Here is a 15338-nt window from a genome sequence, read left to right on the forward strand (position 1 = left end):
AGGGGATAAGATGAAGTATTTGCCCTTACTACTTTTGTTGACAAGTTGTGCTAGTCACATTGATGAACCGTTGAATATGGTTGATGAAGCTAAATTTGCGCAACAAGAGTTGCAAGATTATTTAGCCAGTGCAGAACCTGTCGTTAAGCCGATAACATTATATGAAGCCATGGCTAGGGCATTAAAATACAATTTAGACGATCTTGTTGAACGCAGGGAAACGGAATATTTAATGCTTAGGCAAGATTTGGCTAAGACAGGTATATGGCCAACATTAACTGCGGCTTTGGGTTTTTCTAACCGCAATAATGAAGCGGGTTCGCGTAGTCGTTCCCTATTATCAGGGAACGAATCACTTGAGCCGTCCACCTCTACTGATAAAGATTACATAACGGGAGATTTAACGTTAAGTTGGAATTTAATTGATGTTGCACTTGGACTTGTCGGCAGTGATGAATCCAAAATTCAGCTTGAAATAGCAAGAGAAAATCGCCGCAAAGTTATTAATCGCATTATTGAAGATGTAAGAACCGCTTACTGGAGAACCATCAGTGCTGAAAGGAGTTACAGAAAATTACTCGAACTAGAAGCACTTGCTCAAGAAGCGCTTCAGAGAGCCTATACTTTAGAGCAAACGAAGAAAGTTGCTTTACTGCCTATTCTTACCTACCAGCTTGAGTTACTAAAAATACAGTCTCAAGTACAAAAAATTCAAAGAGAGCTACTTCTGGCCAAATACCAGTTGGCTGCGTTGATGGACTTACCCCCTTCAACTAAATACAGATTAGAAATCCCTGAACGTTCTTCCATCGTTCCGCTACTTCCTGGTTCAGTGAAAAGAATGGTGAGAACGGCTTTGTATTATCGATCAGAGTTAAGAGAACTGCTTTATCAGAAAAAGCTCAACCATGCACAGTTGGATAGAGCATTTCTAGAATCGTTACCAACATTTAACTTAATGTTCGGCACTAATTATAACAGTAATAGTTACCTATATAATGATCAGTGGTATGGCTTTAGCAGTCAAGTCAGTTGGGATTTGCTTTCAGTCTTTAAATACCCATTGAGAAAAAAAACTATTATTGCTGAAGAGAAAGTCATTGACGCCAGAAAAAAAGCTCTGGTTATGGCGGTTATGACTCAAGTTCATGTTGCAAGAGCAAGGTTTATTCGTGTTTCTCAAGAATTAAATACAATTAAACAAACGTATGATGTTCAATCAAGAGTATTAGACCTGACCGAAGCGGGTTATAAGTCTTCACTCGTTAGTGAGCAGAAGTTAGTAAAAGAAAAAATGAATTATATTTTAACTGAGATAAATTATGATTCTGCTTATTCTGAAATGCAAAATGCATACGCAAATATATTCGCTTCAATGGGATTGGATAATTATGAATTTAACTTTAATGATCAAACGTCAATTTACAGCTTGGCAGAGGATTTGGAGACATTTTGGACTGAGAGAGCTTTGGTGTTACGACAAATTCGTTAAATCGATAATTGTTTATTGTATTGTTTTCGCCAGCCATGTAAGTGCAAATGAAGTTAAGAAAGTAAGAGGATTGGTTAAAGCTAGTCAGATTGCCACTTTATCGTCGCAAATGAATGGAAAAATTGAATTACTCCCTAGTAGTATTGGTGACAAGTTTAATAAAGGTGAAAAGTTAGTTCAGTTTGACTGTTCAATATTAAATCAAAAAATATCATCATCACGCTCAGAGGTGAGTATAAAAGAGCAGCAAGTTAAAAATAATGAGACGTTACGTGACTTCAATTCTATCGGAAGTTTTGATTTGAATATTTCTCGTGCTGAGTTACAAAAAGCAAAATCTGAATTGCAAGTGTTAGTGATAGAGAGGAAGAACTGTACGGTGAATGCTCCATTTAATGGTTATGTAATAGATAAATTTGTTAACAAGTACGAGGCGGTTAGGCAATATGAAAAGCTATTAAGTATTGTCAATTTAAATGAATTAAATGTTGAAGTTATTGTCCCTTCAGTATGGTTACGTTGGTTAAATGTAGGTGATGACTTTACTTTTATTATTGATGAAAACAAATTTGAACTAAAAAGCAGTGTTTTGAATATTATCCCAATGGTTGACTCAGTTAGTAAAACGATAAAAATAGTGTCGAAAATAAAATTAGATAAAAATGACATAAGAAATATTTATCCAGGTATGAGTGGTTTTGCCTATTTTGAACAGCGTGGTTTAGATGGAAATTAAAGAACAAAACATAAACAATCAGCTTGCTTTGTCAGCCATCCGATTGTTGGCATTTGAAGAGTCCATTAGAAAGGTTAAAAGTAAAGATGAGTTTATTTTCCATATTTGTAATAAGTTGCGTGAATTAATTAGTTATGATTTTTCTGTCTTTTGTTCAATCAAAAATGGCCGTGTGGAAATTCGCGGTGTAAGTGATGTAACCGAATACTCGGAAAGCTCTGAGTATCTTGAATATGTAAAAAACCAACTTGTTAAGTTATATAAAAATAATGATGACGAAATGTTGGGTTGCGAATTCGATCAACACCCAAGTAGAAAAAATTTCTTGAGCTTTTTTAAACTAAAAAACTACAATGAGGACGATGTTAAAAATAACCATAAGAAAGAATACTATATTGCTATTATTACAAAAAAAGGCATTGAAAAGAGACAGGTTGAGTTACTAAAAAAAGTATTAACTGTCTACTTTTATTCAATGTCCTATCTAAGGTTTACGTTTAACTCGAGTAAGTTTAATAAATTAAAGCTCTTTGTGTTATTTATTTCTTTGCTTTGTTTAATCCCTTTTCCAAGCAGTATTATTGCTCCCGTTGAAGTGGTAGCTAAAGCCCCATTCATTGTTACAGCCCCTTTTGATGGTGTGGTGGACAAGGTGCTTGTCGATGTCAATCAGGATATAGAAGAGGGAACAAAACTTATTTTATTTGATGATCTTTTAGCGAGAAATGAATTTAGACTGGCTGATAAAAAATTTCAAGTGTCGCAAGCGAAACTAGCAAACGTCCAAGAGTTGGCTTTTTATGACAACAAAGCATCATATGAGATACCAGTAACCAAAACGGAACTGGAGTTAGCAAAACTAGAAAGAGATTATGCACAGGAAATTCTTAATCGAACAATTATTTTTTCTAATATCAAAGGTGTACCTATTTTTACGAATAAGTCAGATATTGAAGGTAGACCAGTTAAGATGGGTGAAAAAATTATCGAGATAGCAAATCCCACAGAATTTAAATACAAGATAGCAATACCGGTTCATGAATTATCTCAAGTTAAAAAGGGTAGCGAAGTTTCCATTTATTTAGATTCTGCCCCACTTGGTGGTTATTCAGCAAAGATAGAATCCGTTAGCTTTCTTCCTAGTGAACAAAACAATGGTGAAATCAGTTACACAGCCTACGCTTTAACTTCTTCTGATTACATTAACCGTATTGGTGCTCGTGGAACAGCACGAATTTATGGTGATTACTCTCCGCTAATTTTACAAATGACAAAAGGGCCTTTTCATCACATACGCATGGTTTTAGGTCTGTAGCCATGGAAAATGAAAATTGTCTCCCTCGATTAAGAAGTAATCTAAAGATAATTAAAGGTGATTTCAAACAAAGTACTGGCCAATCTTGGAAAATTTTTGATCCGATAAGAAATAAATATTTTTTAATTTCTCATCAGGATGTTCAGATATTAAATAATTGGAATGGGAATAATGTCGATGATATTTGTTTAGCATTCCAAAGAGCTGGGTCTATGGTTTCAGAAAAAGAAATTGAGTCGTTATACCAGTTTTTGAAACAAAATGAGTTGCTATCAGATAAGAATAAAGAATTCAATCAAGATTCTACTGGTTCAATCAAAGGTATTTTGTTTTCCAAGATCCCGATAGTCTCATTTAATAAGGTGAGTTTTTTTGTTTGTTTTTTGTTTGGTGTTTTAGATAGTTTAAAGTTTAAAGTTTTTGTTATAGCTTTGTTTTTTTTGAATCTTTACCTTTTGTCTGGTTCGTGGTCTCAATATATTAATTACAGTAAAAATCTATTTAACTTTAACGGTTTTTGGTTGTATTTTTTTGCTATTGTTTTTGTGAAAGTTTTTCATGAGATGTCACATGCATTTATAGCAAAGAAACTCGGTGCTACGGTTGGAAATTTTGGTATTGTAACTTTTTTTGGATTTCCTTTGTTGTATACGGAGATAGAGAGAACTGAAGAGTTAGAATCTAAGTATGACAGAGTTTCAATTTCTCTTGCGGGTATCAAAGTTGAATTGATCATTGCCGTATTAGCTACGTTTCTTTGGTTTGTTTCACCAGATGGTTTTCTAAAGGAAATATATTTTGTTATTTCAAGTTCATCTTGGGTGATGAGTTTACTTGTTAATTTAAATCCATTAGCTAAATTTGATGGTTATTATGTGCTCTCGGATTGTTTAGAGATAGATAACTTACATTCAAGAGCGGGTAATTACTTTTTATACATTACGGAATCTTTTATTTTTAATTGCTCTCGTAAAAATGATGATTTTTCATTGTTTACGGTGAAACAAAAAATATTCATTTACATTTATGGTATGTTAACAAAGATTTATCGTGTGTTTGTTGTTTTTGCTGTTTGTTTTGCTGTTTATTATTTTAATAGTTATCTTTTGTTAACCTTGGTTGCTTTTTACTTTTTTGGTGTTTATGTTTTGAGTCCATTCTTTTCTTATGTCATTTCTTGTTATTCGTTGTTTAAAGAAACAACACTCGTTAGAAAGTTTGCTATTTCATTTTTTGTCTTTATGTTATTAGTTGTCTCATTTTTTCCAATTAATACGAGGGTTATCTCTCCTGCAACAGTAACTAACCTATACAGCCCTATATATACAGCGGAATCTGGATTAGTCACGCAGATAAAAAAGTATAAAAATGGTTCTATAAATCAAGGGGATGATTTGTTGATTTTGTCTTCTATTGACATAGAGAATCAGCTTGAAAAAAGAATGCGCGAACAAGAGTTAATCCAGTATAAAATAGATGGTGTTACCGGTAACGAACAAGATAAAAGAGAGTTAGTTATTCTCTACCAACGTTTGTACGAAGTACAAGAAGCAATATCAGGGCTTATGGAATCATCTTCTGAATTGAGGATACAGTCTTCTTTGTCTGGAACGTTGGTAGATACAATATCAGATATCACGATAGGGCGTTTTTTAGCCAAGGGGACAAAGCTAGGTGAAGTACTCACAGATGAAATGTTAGGTGTTTCATACATTCAAGAAAGTGACTTCAAGAGAATCACTTTACCGATAGAAGCAAAGTTTTACCCTAAAGATCTCACTATTGATCCATTTATGGTAAATATTTATAAAATAGACAACACTGCAGCAAAAATTATTGATGAAGTAGTGCTTACTTCAAGGCATGGCGGTCGAATCTTAGTTAAAGATGAAAGCTCTAACGGATTTGTGCCAAATGAAACCTATTTTAAATTGTATTTTACTGTTGCCAGTGACGTAGATCTAAATAATAAATTAGTCGGCAGTTTGTCTATTCCTGTAGATAATAAAAGTTATTTTTCTATTTACACTGAGCAACTTTGGAAAGTTTTACTTCAAGAGATGAGGCGCTAGTTATGAACAGAAGACGTTTTATAATAAATTCAAGTTTGTTTACTCTCTCTGGTTTGTCACCTATTCCTTTGTTAGCGAAAGATGACTATATCGGTCAATCGAACATTTATTTTGGATTTAATAAAGAAGGTATTGCAGGAATCTTGGGGCGTAACATTATAAATAAATTCAATTCTATGTACCCAAATCACGTTTTTAATTATATCAATGAGACCTCATATCGTGGCTTGAAAGCACCGACGATTGTAAAAAATACACAACCAGGAATAAATAACTTAATTCAAGTCACTAGTGCTATGATGAGTGTATATCCAACGCTTTATAAGACGCTTCCGTTTGACCCAATTAATGACTTTACTCCAATTGGAACATTTGGTGATTTTACTTTTGCATTGGTAGTTGGCCCGAACGTCCCCGATGATGTTCTCAGTGTTGACGATTATGTGCAATGGATAAGAGACAATCCCTCTTACCGTGATATTGGCGCTGCGCTTTACGGTTCGGAAAGCCATTTAGCTTGCTTAATTTTGTCGCGTGAGAAGAAAGTCGCCTTGCGCTCGGTTTATTATGGTGGAATGCGTTTAATCGTTGAAGATTTACTCGATGGTGAATTAGCGGCAGCTTTTCTTGTTCCCGGTATCGCCAAGCCATTTATTGAGTCTGGTCAGTTCAGAATGCTCGCGGTGACCTCAGCGCAACGTTCTCGTTTGTTACCTGACATACCTACCTTACAAGAAAATGGTGTTGAGGGGGTAGATCTCAATGGTTGGATTGGTTTGATGGCTCCGGCTAACATTTCTCAAGATATGCTTGATTTTTACATATCAACACTCGACCAGATTAAAAGTGACGATGAATTCAAGCGTATGGTCGAGGAGAAGTATCTCATGGAAGTCAATTCGATTAGCCCATTGGAGGTGTCTATTCGGCTTAACAGTGATAAGGACGCCTATGCTGTCTTGTTTGATAAATACCAAATCTCAAAGATAAGTTAGTCGATAGTGACAATTAATTTTCTAACTGGTTGTTTTGTTGAAATTTTATCTTTATGATTGTTCTCTATTTTATCTTACTGGTTTTGGTGAAGTGTGCGTTGGTACAAAACGAATCTCTTGAGTAAACGATTTTCTCGGTTTGGTTATCAGGATTTTCATAGAGCCACATCGTTATTCTACAGTACGTTGTGTTTGCTTGTATTGATGCTCGTTATGTCGGCGGCTTCATTTTATTACCTTAAAAATCAATTAGAGCAACAAAGAGATAATGAAACGGCTAACGTTTTTTCACATTTAGAGCATTTGCTAACGTCGGTTCAGGATGTCAGGACATTGTTTTCTATCAGCGATAGAGATAGTTGTTTGCGTTATCTCAATGACATTAATCGCCATTTACTGACCATACCCGGCGCTTTGTCTTATAAAGTCGATCTACTTACTGGAAGTTGTGACTCACAAACGGGTTGGTATGGTCTAGCAATCGATAATCAATCCTTACTTATTCAGGATTTGAGCCTTGGACCAGGGAAACTTGAGTCGAAGTCGGTTTTCTATCAGGATAATAATCAACAGTTTGAGTTATCACTTCCCGCCTTACAAGAGCAACTACAAGTCAATCCGATGTACATCAAGCCCAGTATTATTTTGACAGATGGCAGTGTGATAAGCCTCTATGATGATGTAGATTTGGTTTTGAAAAAAGTGTATCAATCCGAATCTTACCCCTTTTATATTGAATCGAGCGTCACAATCTCAGGGTTTTATCAATTCATTTTTAAGTCTTTGTTCGGGTTTCTAGCCCTTAGTTTCATTCCTTCTGTATTGATAAGCTTCCAACTTTATCGATGGTTTAATAGCCCAAACTATCTAGCAAAAAAAGTATTAAAAGCGATCCATCTAAAACAAATTCAAGCTTATATTCAACCCATTCACGATTCTGCGAATAAAATCCATGGTGGAGAAATTCTCGTTCGCTGGCAGCACCCATTATTGGGTCTTGTTTATCCAGATGAATTCATTGATTTAGTAGAGAAAAGTGGAACAGCAAATTATTTAACAGCATATTTAATGGATGAGTTCACCGTTTATGGGTTAAAAAATAAAGAGCGTTTGGACCAGTTTCATTTATCATTCAATATAACTGCTCAGCAACTGACAGAATATCGTATTATCGAGCAATGTGAGAGGTTTATTCGTTGTTTTAGCCAAGAGCAAATATCCTTAGTGCTTGAGTTGACAGAAAGGGAGCAAGTAAACTTAACCCCTGACATTCTTGAACACTATAAAAAACTTAAGTCGATTGATGTTTCTATTTCGATTGATGATTTTGGTACTGGGACATCGAGTCTGACATATTTGCAAATGTTTGATGTAGATTTTATTAAAATTGATAAAAGTTTCGTTGATTTAATTAATAGCAGTAGTCAATCTAACCACATTATTCACAATATGTTGGATTTAACTCGACGACTTAATATCCCGACGGTGGCAGAGGGCGTAGAGAATGAAGCGCAACGAGATTTCCTCGTGATCCACGGTGTTGATTGCTTACAAGGTTATTTTTATAGTAAAGCTATACCGTTAGATACTTTTTTTGAAGATTATTTTTAGTTTTTATTTGTTTTATGAATAAAACTCTCTGAGAATATACAAAATTATGCCGTAGATTTCAGCGCTTGATAGTGATTAAATGCTAACTATTCTCATTGGCATTTGATATCTGGGTTATGTTTTTTGTTCCTTTCCTTATTATGTTACGAGAGGCTTTAGAGGCCACTCTTATCGTTGTACTCATCGCTTCCTATTTAAAGCAGACTCAACAGACCCAATGGTTGAAGGCCATGTGGTTTGGTGTTGTGTTGGCGGTGAGTGGTTGTGGTTTACTGGGTTGGTTTATACACGTTTCAAGTGGTGAATTTCCTCAACAGCAACAAGAATTGTTCGAAGGTGTTGTTGCGGTCATTGCCGTTGCTTTATTAACGTCTATGGTGCTTTGGATGACCAAAGCCAGTCGCAATATAAAAACCACGCTACACAATGCCATCGACCAATCGTTATCTCGTCAAAATGGCCAAGGGTTAGCCCTGGTATTGATGGTATTTCTTGCTGTTGCTCGAGAAGGTTTAGAATCTATTTTTTTTCTATTAGCTGCATTCACACAAGATGTCGGAATTTTAGCTCCTATCGGGGCATTAACCGGTATTGTCGCAGCGGTGACGATAGGTTTAGTGCTTTTTTACAGCTCTATCAAAGTGCCTTTACAGTCATTTTTTAAATACAGCTCTTTATTCATTTTGTTCGTTGCCGCTGGACTGAGTGCCAGTGCTATTCGAGCTTTTCATGAAGCCGGTCTATGGAACCACTGGCAATCAATTGCTTTTAATTTCAGCCATTACCTCTCTACCCATTCTTTTTTAGGCACACTTTTAGAAGGTTTGTTTGGTTATCAAGAAGCACCAACTGTCAGTGAAGTTAGCGTGTACGCCCTTTACTTGGTTCCGGCCATGATCTGGTTTTATTTTAGCCAAAGTCATCACGTTGATAAAAAAACTTCAAATTAAGGAAATCATCAATGAAACACTCACTGAGCTTACTTGCTCTGATTACAACGGCGTTAAGTCAAGGTGCGTTCGCCCAATCTAGCCATGCTCAATTAACCAAACCGATGACAGAATACAAGTTGTATGTCATGGAAGAAGTGGAGGCTTATGTAAAAGATACTAAGGCTTTCACTGATGCTATTAAAGCGGGCGATGTTGAAAAAGCGAAAAACCTTTATTCTCCTGCTCGTATTCACTATGAGCGAATTGAACCTGTCGCTGAGCTTTTTGCTGATCTTGATGCCAGCATGGATGCACGTGCTGATGATTACGAGCAAGGTGTCGATGATCCTAATTTCACTGGTTTTCATCGTTTGGAAAAAGCCCTTTGGGTTGATCATTCTACCCAAGGAATGGAGTCACTTGCTGAGCGCCTTTACCAAGACAGTGCCGAGTTGAGTAACCGCTTGACCGATTTGGCTTTTCCCGCTAGTGATGTGGTAGATGGTGCTGCTGGTCTTATCGAAGAAGTGGCAGCGTCTAAAATAAGTGGTGAAGAAGACCGCTACAGCCACTCAGATTTGTGGGATTTTCAAGCAAACGTCGACGGGTCTAAAAAAATTGTTTCCTTGTTGAAACCGATTTTACAGCAAGAAAACCCAGAGTTATTAGGCCGTATTGAGGCCAACTTCAAAACGGTAGACACTATTCTGGCGCGTTACAAACAAGGTCAAGGTTATAAGACTTACGATCACCTAACAAAGAATGACCGTAAAGCGTTACAAGGGCCAATTACGGTTCTTGCTGAAGATTTATCACAATTACGTGGTGTGTTGGGCCTTAACTAACTAAAAAAAGAAACCTCTGTAAGTATCCACGCTTACAGAGGTTGTAAAAAATGCTATTGGTAGCTAACTACCACTCTGTTGAAAACACATGCCAGTCAAACTGTGAGCAAAACATGTCAACAAAATTTACTTCACTCTCGCTTTTTACACTCGGATGCTTGATCTCGGTATCGACTTGGGGCGCCCAAATTGATGACGTTAAGGTTTCGGTAAACGATCGACAATGTGAACCAATGAACTTACACCTAAGCGCAGGTAAGCACCGTTTTATTATTACCAATCAAAGTATGCGTTCTCTTGAATGGGAGATTTTAGATGGCGTAAGAGTTGTTGCTGAGCGAGAAAATATCGCGCCCGGATTTTATCAAAAGATGACGGTAGATCTTGAGCCTGGTGAATATCAAACAACCTGTGGCTTACTGACAAACCCTCAAGGTAAGCTCATTGTCGATCAATATGATGATGGAACGATATTGACCATATCCAATGACGATCGAATCACCGCCAACGCGGAATTGAGTTTTTATTTGGTAGTACAAAGCCGAACACTGACCAAGACAACAACAGATATTAATGGCAAAGATTATTATACATTATTGACCTTGTCTCCAATGTGGGACGGCAATGTAGCCAGTGATGATTTTTGGCAAGAAGGTTCAAAACGTACTGAACAATTAGAACAGTGGAAAAATACGATACGAGAAAATTCATTCAGTGTCGAAAAAGCACTGTTGGTTTTAAGTCGACGTCTGCAAGAAAAAAATGACAATCAGACACTGGACGACGGTATCGAACAAGCCACAACGAAAGTCTTTGCACTAGTTGAGCCTTTTATGTCAAAAGTGGCACCGCAAGAATGGCAAATGGCAAATATGGATTTTCAACAATGGCGAGAAAAGAAAGAGGGCAGGGCTAAATTAGCCGCAGATCTATCGACACTCGCGTCATACTTTTCTAAAGAGGGTTAAGTTTTGTCCTGTCCTTTTCACTTCTTAATGAGTAAATCACAAACGCACAAACCGCAGGCTGCCAGTCGCCGAAAAATGTTGAAGGGTTTGGTCGGCCTCGCCGGTGGAGCGTTAGCGTATTCTGGTTTTTCTCGAGCCACTGAAAATCACCTTGCTGAAGGGCGTAAACCAGCGGTTGACGACCTGCAAACAACGCAGGCGGAACAGCAAGCGCAGGCTTTTTACGGCACTCATCAATCCGGTATTGTGACTGCTCAACAAGCAAATGCGGCAATTGTCGCTTTTGATGTGTTAGCGGTTGATAAAGCTGGTTTACAAGCCTTATTTAAGATTTTGACGCAGCGCAGTGACTTTTTAATGAGCGGTGGTAAAGCGCCTAGTAGAAATGACAAATACCCACCACTTGATTCAGGGATGCTCGGGCCATACATTCATCCTGATAATTTAACTATCACGGTTTCTGTTGGTGCTTCATTATTTGATGAACGTTTTGGGCTTAGTGACTTAAAGCCAAGTCAGTTAATGACCATGACACAATTTCCCAATGATGGATTACAAAGTGAGTGGTGTCACGGCGATCTCTTAATTCAATTTTGTGCAAATAGTGCCGATACGACCCTGCATGCGTTGCGAGATATTATCAAACATACACCAGCCTATTTGTCAGTGAAATGGCGTCGTGATGGTTTTATTTCTCCCCATGCAGCCGCTTCTCAAGGGCGAAGAACCCCGATTAACTTGCTTGGATTTCGCGATGGGACGGTCAACCCACCGAATCAACCGGAAGTTGTCAATCGAATGTTGTGGGTCAATAGCAGGAATGAACCAAAATGGGCGCACGGTGGCAGTTATCAAGTCGTGCGCTTAATTCGCTTTTTTGTTGAGCACTGGGATAGAACGCCACTGCAAGAGCAAGAGGCTATCTTTGGTCGTCACCGCGATACAGGAGCTCCAATAGGTAAGCGTCATGAGCATGATGACCCTGATTATCAGAGCGATCCTAAGGGCCAACGAATTCTGTTGGGGTCGCACATGAGAAGAGCAAACCCACGAACTGAGGGAATGCCTGAATATCTCTTATTAAGACGCAGTTACAGTTACTCTTATAACACCGCGCTCAACGGTCAATTGGACGTGGGACTATTGTTCATTGGTTATCAAGCGGATCTAATGACAGGTTTTATTGCCACTCAAGGCCGACTGAACGGAGAAGAGTTAGAAGAGTATATAAAACCTTTTGGTGGTGGTTACTATTTTGCCCTTCCTGGCGTTAAACAAGGTGAGTATCTCGGGCAAAAATTACTTGAGACTTAGGTGAGTACGACTGAAGCCTCCTTTGCTAATCGACAAGCGGCCATATTCATGGCCGCTTTTTTTAGATTTTTAGAGAGCTACTGTCTGCCAGTTTGATAGTTTGAAGACGTAACTCGATGAACGTTTAATTTGAAAATATTAATAGAATGAATAAAAAATGCCGCTCTGATTAGCAAAAATTAAAATATGGTCGACAATTAAGATAAGGCCATATTAACCACCACGGAGGTGGCTTATGAAAACCATGTTAGTAAAAGATTTTATGACGTTACAGGCTATTACTTTTAGTAAAGAAATGCCATTGAGTGCGGCACTGCACAAAGTGATCAACAGTGAACTCTTTGGTGGGCCAGTCATTGATGAGCAAAAAAAAGTCATTGGTTTTCTGTCTGAACAAGACTTGTTGGACAGTCTAGTTAAAGCGAGCTATTTTTGCCAAGACAGTCACACTGTAGAAGATTGCATGCATCGTGAAGTTCTCTCAGTACCGTCTAGTATGCCAATCATTGAGCTGGCACAAATGATACAGGCAGGTAAACCCAAAATGTACCCCGTCATTGATGATGGTAAATTAGTGGGTGTGATCTCTCGTCACCAGGTTCTGAAAGCAGTGAGTTTAAGCTTGGATGATTGTTTTCGCCACCCGGTATAATGTCTGGCCAGTGCTGTCGAGTAAAGCTTTGAAAGCCACTTTATTGAGCGGTTAAACTTGTTTTTTTGCAGTTTATCTCATTGTTTTGTGAAATTGGTTGTAATTTCCTATGATAAATTGTGATTTATGTCATGATATTTTTTTTGGTGCGCGGTAAAGTGCATTATGTACCCGCACAAAAAAATCATAATTTAGGAGACGACCATGTCTAATGCCGTATTTCACTTAGGGGTGACGAAAGAAGATCTCGCTGGCTCTACGTTGGCGATCATTCCCGGCGACCCTGCTCGAGTGGAAAAAATTGCCAATCTGATGGAGAACCCCGTTTTTCTGGCCAGTCATCGCGAATATACACTTTACCGTGCACAATTAGCAGGTCATCCTGTGGTGATTTGTTCAACCGGAATTGGCGGTCCTTCAACATCGATTGCGGTGGAAGAGTTAGCTCAGTTAGGTGTAACGCGCTTTTTGCGTGTCGGCACTACAGGCGCTATTCAACCCCATGTCAATGTAGGGGATATGATCGTAACGACAGGGTCGGTGAGACTTGACGGTGCTAGCACTCACTTTGCCCCATTAGAATTTCCTGCAGTCGCTGATTTTGACGTTGCGACGGCGATGAAATCGGCAGCTGTAGAGTCTGGTGTTACAGTCCATACTGGAGTGACCGCATCAAGTGATACTTTTTACCCAGGTCAAGAGCGTTACGACACCTTTAGTGGTCGAGTTGTGCGTCGATTCCAAGGCTCAATGAAAGAGTGGCAAGACATGGGCGTACTGAACTTTGAAATGGAGTCAGCAACCTTGTTAACCATGTGTGCCAGTTCAGGTTTGCAAGCCGGTTGTGTGGCTGGAGTTATTATTAACCGCAGCCAGCAAGAAACGCCCGATCACGAGACGCTCAAAGAGACGGAAAAACGCTCGATTGCCGTTGTCGTTGCGGCAGCAAAAAACTTGTTAACGGCCTAAGTTTCCTCAGTGATTAAATAAAGGGCCCAGGTGACTGGGTCCTATGTCGATTTTCTATCCATTATAAACTGACTTGGCAATCATCATTACCCCCAGCTTCAACAAACCAGTTAACCAAATGTTGTTTTAAATCTTTCAATTCATCTGGGCCGATAATAGCCAGTCCCAAATCTTGTGCTCGGGTAATATCGTTATGGCGCAAAGGTCGAAAACTCACCAGCATGGCTCGCGCTTGTAAACCGCCAAGCAGATCTCGAAGCGATTCTAGTTTGTACAGCGTGTCATCACCATCATCTCTCATCCCTTTGGTTTTACATTCAATAATATGCAGCTTATTGTTTACAACAGTAGCGACATCGAGTTCGTTGCGAACTTCATAATCACCGAGTTTTCGATAGACTTGGACGTTAAGCGAGCGATCTTGAATGGTTGGCATGGTATTTTGGATGTCACGCACGGTACTGTGAACCAATGTTTCTAGCCATTCTCCATTGGAAAACCGTCTGGCATCTTCGTTAGCAAAGCAGAGCAACCCATTGTGATAAGTGGCGATATTCGCTTCAACTAAATCGGTGAGGAGTATATTGAGTTCGCGATAGCCTTGCTGCTTTTCAGTTAATTTTACCTCTAAGCATTGTTCTTTGCGGCATGTGGTGGCGAGATAATTAAGGGTCGCTAAACCTGGGCCGAGTTCAAGGGCATTACTTGCCCAACGTTCACCGAGTTGATAGAGGGTATGATCTAATGTCGTTGGCGTGTCGACTTGGTTGAACTCACCACGAGCGCCGAAAATAGTCAAATAATCACTTATCGTAATATTGTCTTGTACTTGAGCGTCGTCGTCTCTCTCAGGGTAAAGCCAACACAGCTTGTCGCTCTTTGGCTCAACGACAAAAATAGGCCATTGATAAGAGCGAAAGACTTCATAGACAGACAGTAATCGATGGCGTAAGCCACAACTAGCATTGAGCTTAACTTCTTGGTGACGTTGATCTAAGTCTTGCGCTAGGGTTTTGATAGCTTGTTTTAGGGTGGTGGTGTTCGCGCCTTGAGGTATTTCAAAAAACTCGGCACTGATCTGGTGTTCACTGAGTACTTGTTGCAGTCTTGTAAATAGAACTTGTTGACTGATATCTCCGATGAAAACAATGTGGTTACTAATAGAACGGCTATCGAGTAGTGGTGTCACCAAACGGATGGGATCTTTATCAATAATACCGACGTGAATAGCCATGGGCATTCCTCATAAAACAGTCGTTGCTTTTGCCTTAAAGCAATAGATATAGTTAAGATATGCTGTTTAATTTTTTGATTGCAAGGGTAAGGTTAAATAAAAAAGAAAATTGATCTGACTCAAGTTGTACGCAAGCCACTTTTCTGAAAAACTGTCTTTTCAAATAAAAAGCCACTTTGGATGGATATATTCTGTCAATAAAG

At 38.6% G+C, this 15338-nt stretch carries 13 protein-coding genes; 12 read left to right on the forward strand and 1 reads right to left on the reverse strand.

What is annotated here, in order from left to right:
* The first annotated feature begins 10 nt into the window (after positions 1-10).
* From AB0763_RS05450 to udp, 12 genes are all read left to right on the forward strand, one after another.
* The gene (locus AB0763_RS05450) at positions 11-1492 is read left to right on the forward strand and encodes a TolC family protein (RefSeq protein WP_306101748.1); all 1482 of its coding nucleotides are present in this window, start codon (positions 11-13) and stop codon (positions 1490-1492) included.
* Positions 1392-2228 (forward strand): efflux RND transporter periplasmic adaptor subunit, encoded by an 837-nt coding sequence (locus tag AB0763_RS05455; protein WP_306101747.1) that lies wholly within the window; start codon positions 1392-1394, stop codon positions 2226-2228. The genes AB0763_RS05450 and AB0763_RS05455 overlap by 101 nt, the downstream gene beginning before the upstream one ends.
* A complete protein-coding gene (locus AB0763_RS05460) occupies positions 2218-3543 on the forward strand; it encodes an efflux RND transporter periplasmic adaptor subunit (RefSeq protein ID WP_306101746.1) in 1326 nt (441 codons plus the stop codon). The genes AB0763_RS05455 and AB0763_RS05460 overlap by 11 nt, the downstream gene beginning before the upstream one ends.
* A gap of 2 nt (positions 3544-3545) precedes the next feature.
* Complete coding sequence (locus AB0763_RS05465; protein WP_306101745.1) at positions 3546-5615, forward strand: M50 family metallopeptidase; 2070 nt, start codon at positions 3546-3548, stop codon at positions 5613-5615.
* A gap of 2 nt (positions 5616-5617) precedes the next feature.
* The gene (locus AB0763_RS05470; protein WP_306101744.1) at positions 5618-6610 is read left to right on the forward strand and encodes a tripartite tricarboxylate transporter substrate binding protein; all 993 of its coding nucleotides are present in this window, start codon (positions 5618-5620) and stop codon (positions 6608-6610) included.
* A 213-nt stretch (positions 6611-6823) separates the two neighbouring features.
* Positions 6824-8221 carry an EAL domain-containing protein gene (locus AB0763_RS05475; protein ID WP_306101743.1) on the forward strand — a complete coding sequence of 466 codons (1398 nt, stop codon included), beginning with the start codon at positions 6824-6826 and terminating at the stop codon, positions 8219-8221.
* Positions 8222-8337: 116 nt separating this feature from the next.
* Positions 8338-9171 (forward strand): iron uptake transporter permease EfeU, encoded by an 834-nt coding sequence (gene efeU, locus AB0763_RS05480; protein ID WP_306101742.1) that lies wholly within the window; start codon positions 8338-8340, stop codon positions 9169-9171.
* An 11-nt stretch (positions 9172-9182) separates the two neighbouring features.
* Entirely contained in the window at positions 9183-9998 is an 816-nt protein-coding gene (efeO, locus tag AB0763_RS05485) for an iron uptake system protein EfeO (protein WP_306101741.1), read from the forward strand.
* Between the two features lie 113 nt (positions 9999-10111).
* Entirely contained in the window at positions 10112-10966 is an 855-nt protein-coding gene (locus AB0763_RS05490) for a cupredoxin domain-containing protein (RefSeq protein WP_306101740.1), read from the forward strand.
* Between the two features lie 27 nt (positions 10967-10993).
* Entirely contained in the window at positions 10994-12280 is a 1287-nt protein-coding gene (gene efeB / locus AB0763_RS05495; RefSeq protein WP_306101739.1) for an iron uptake transporter deferrochelatase/peroxidase subunit, read from the forward strand.
* Between the two features lie 235 nt (positions 12281-12515).
* Complete coding sequence (locus tag AB0763_RS05500) at positions 12516-12932, forward strand: CBS domain-containing protein (RefSeq protein ID WP_306101738.1); 417 nt, start codon at positions 12516-12518, stop codon at positions 12930-12932.
* 204 nt (positions 12933-13136) lie between these two features.
* The gene (gene udp, locus AB0763_RS05505; RefSeq protein ID WP_306101737.1) at positions 13137-13901 is read left to right on the forward strand and encodes a uridine phosphorylase; all 765 of its coding nucleotides are present in this window, start codon (positions 13137-13139) and stop codon (positions 13899-13901) included.
* A 61-nt stretch (positions 13902-13962) separates the two neighbouring features.
* Here udp and AB0763_RS05510 read toward each other — a convergent pair whose 3' ends face one another.
* The gene (locus AB0763_RS05510; RefSeq protein WP_306101736.1) at positions 13963-15135 is read right to left on the reverse strand and encodes a DUF1887 family protein; all 1173 of its coding nucleotides are present in this window, start codon (positions 15133-15135) and stop codon (positions 13963-13965) included.
* Positions 15136-15338: the final 203 nt, after the last annotated feature.

Origin of the sequence: Vibrio sp. HB236076 (assembly GCF_040957575.1) — a bacterium.
Taxonomy (GTDB): Bacteria; Pseudomonadota; Gammaproteobacteria; order Enterobacterales; family Vibrionaceae; genus Vibrio.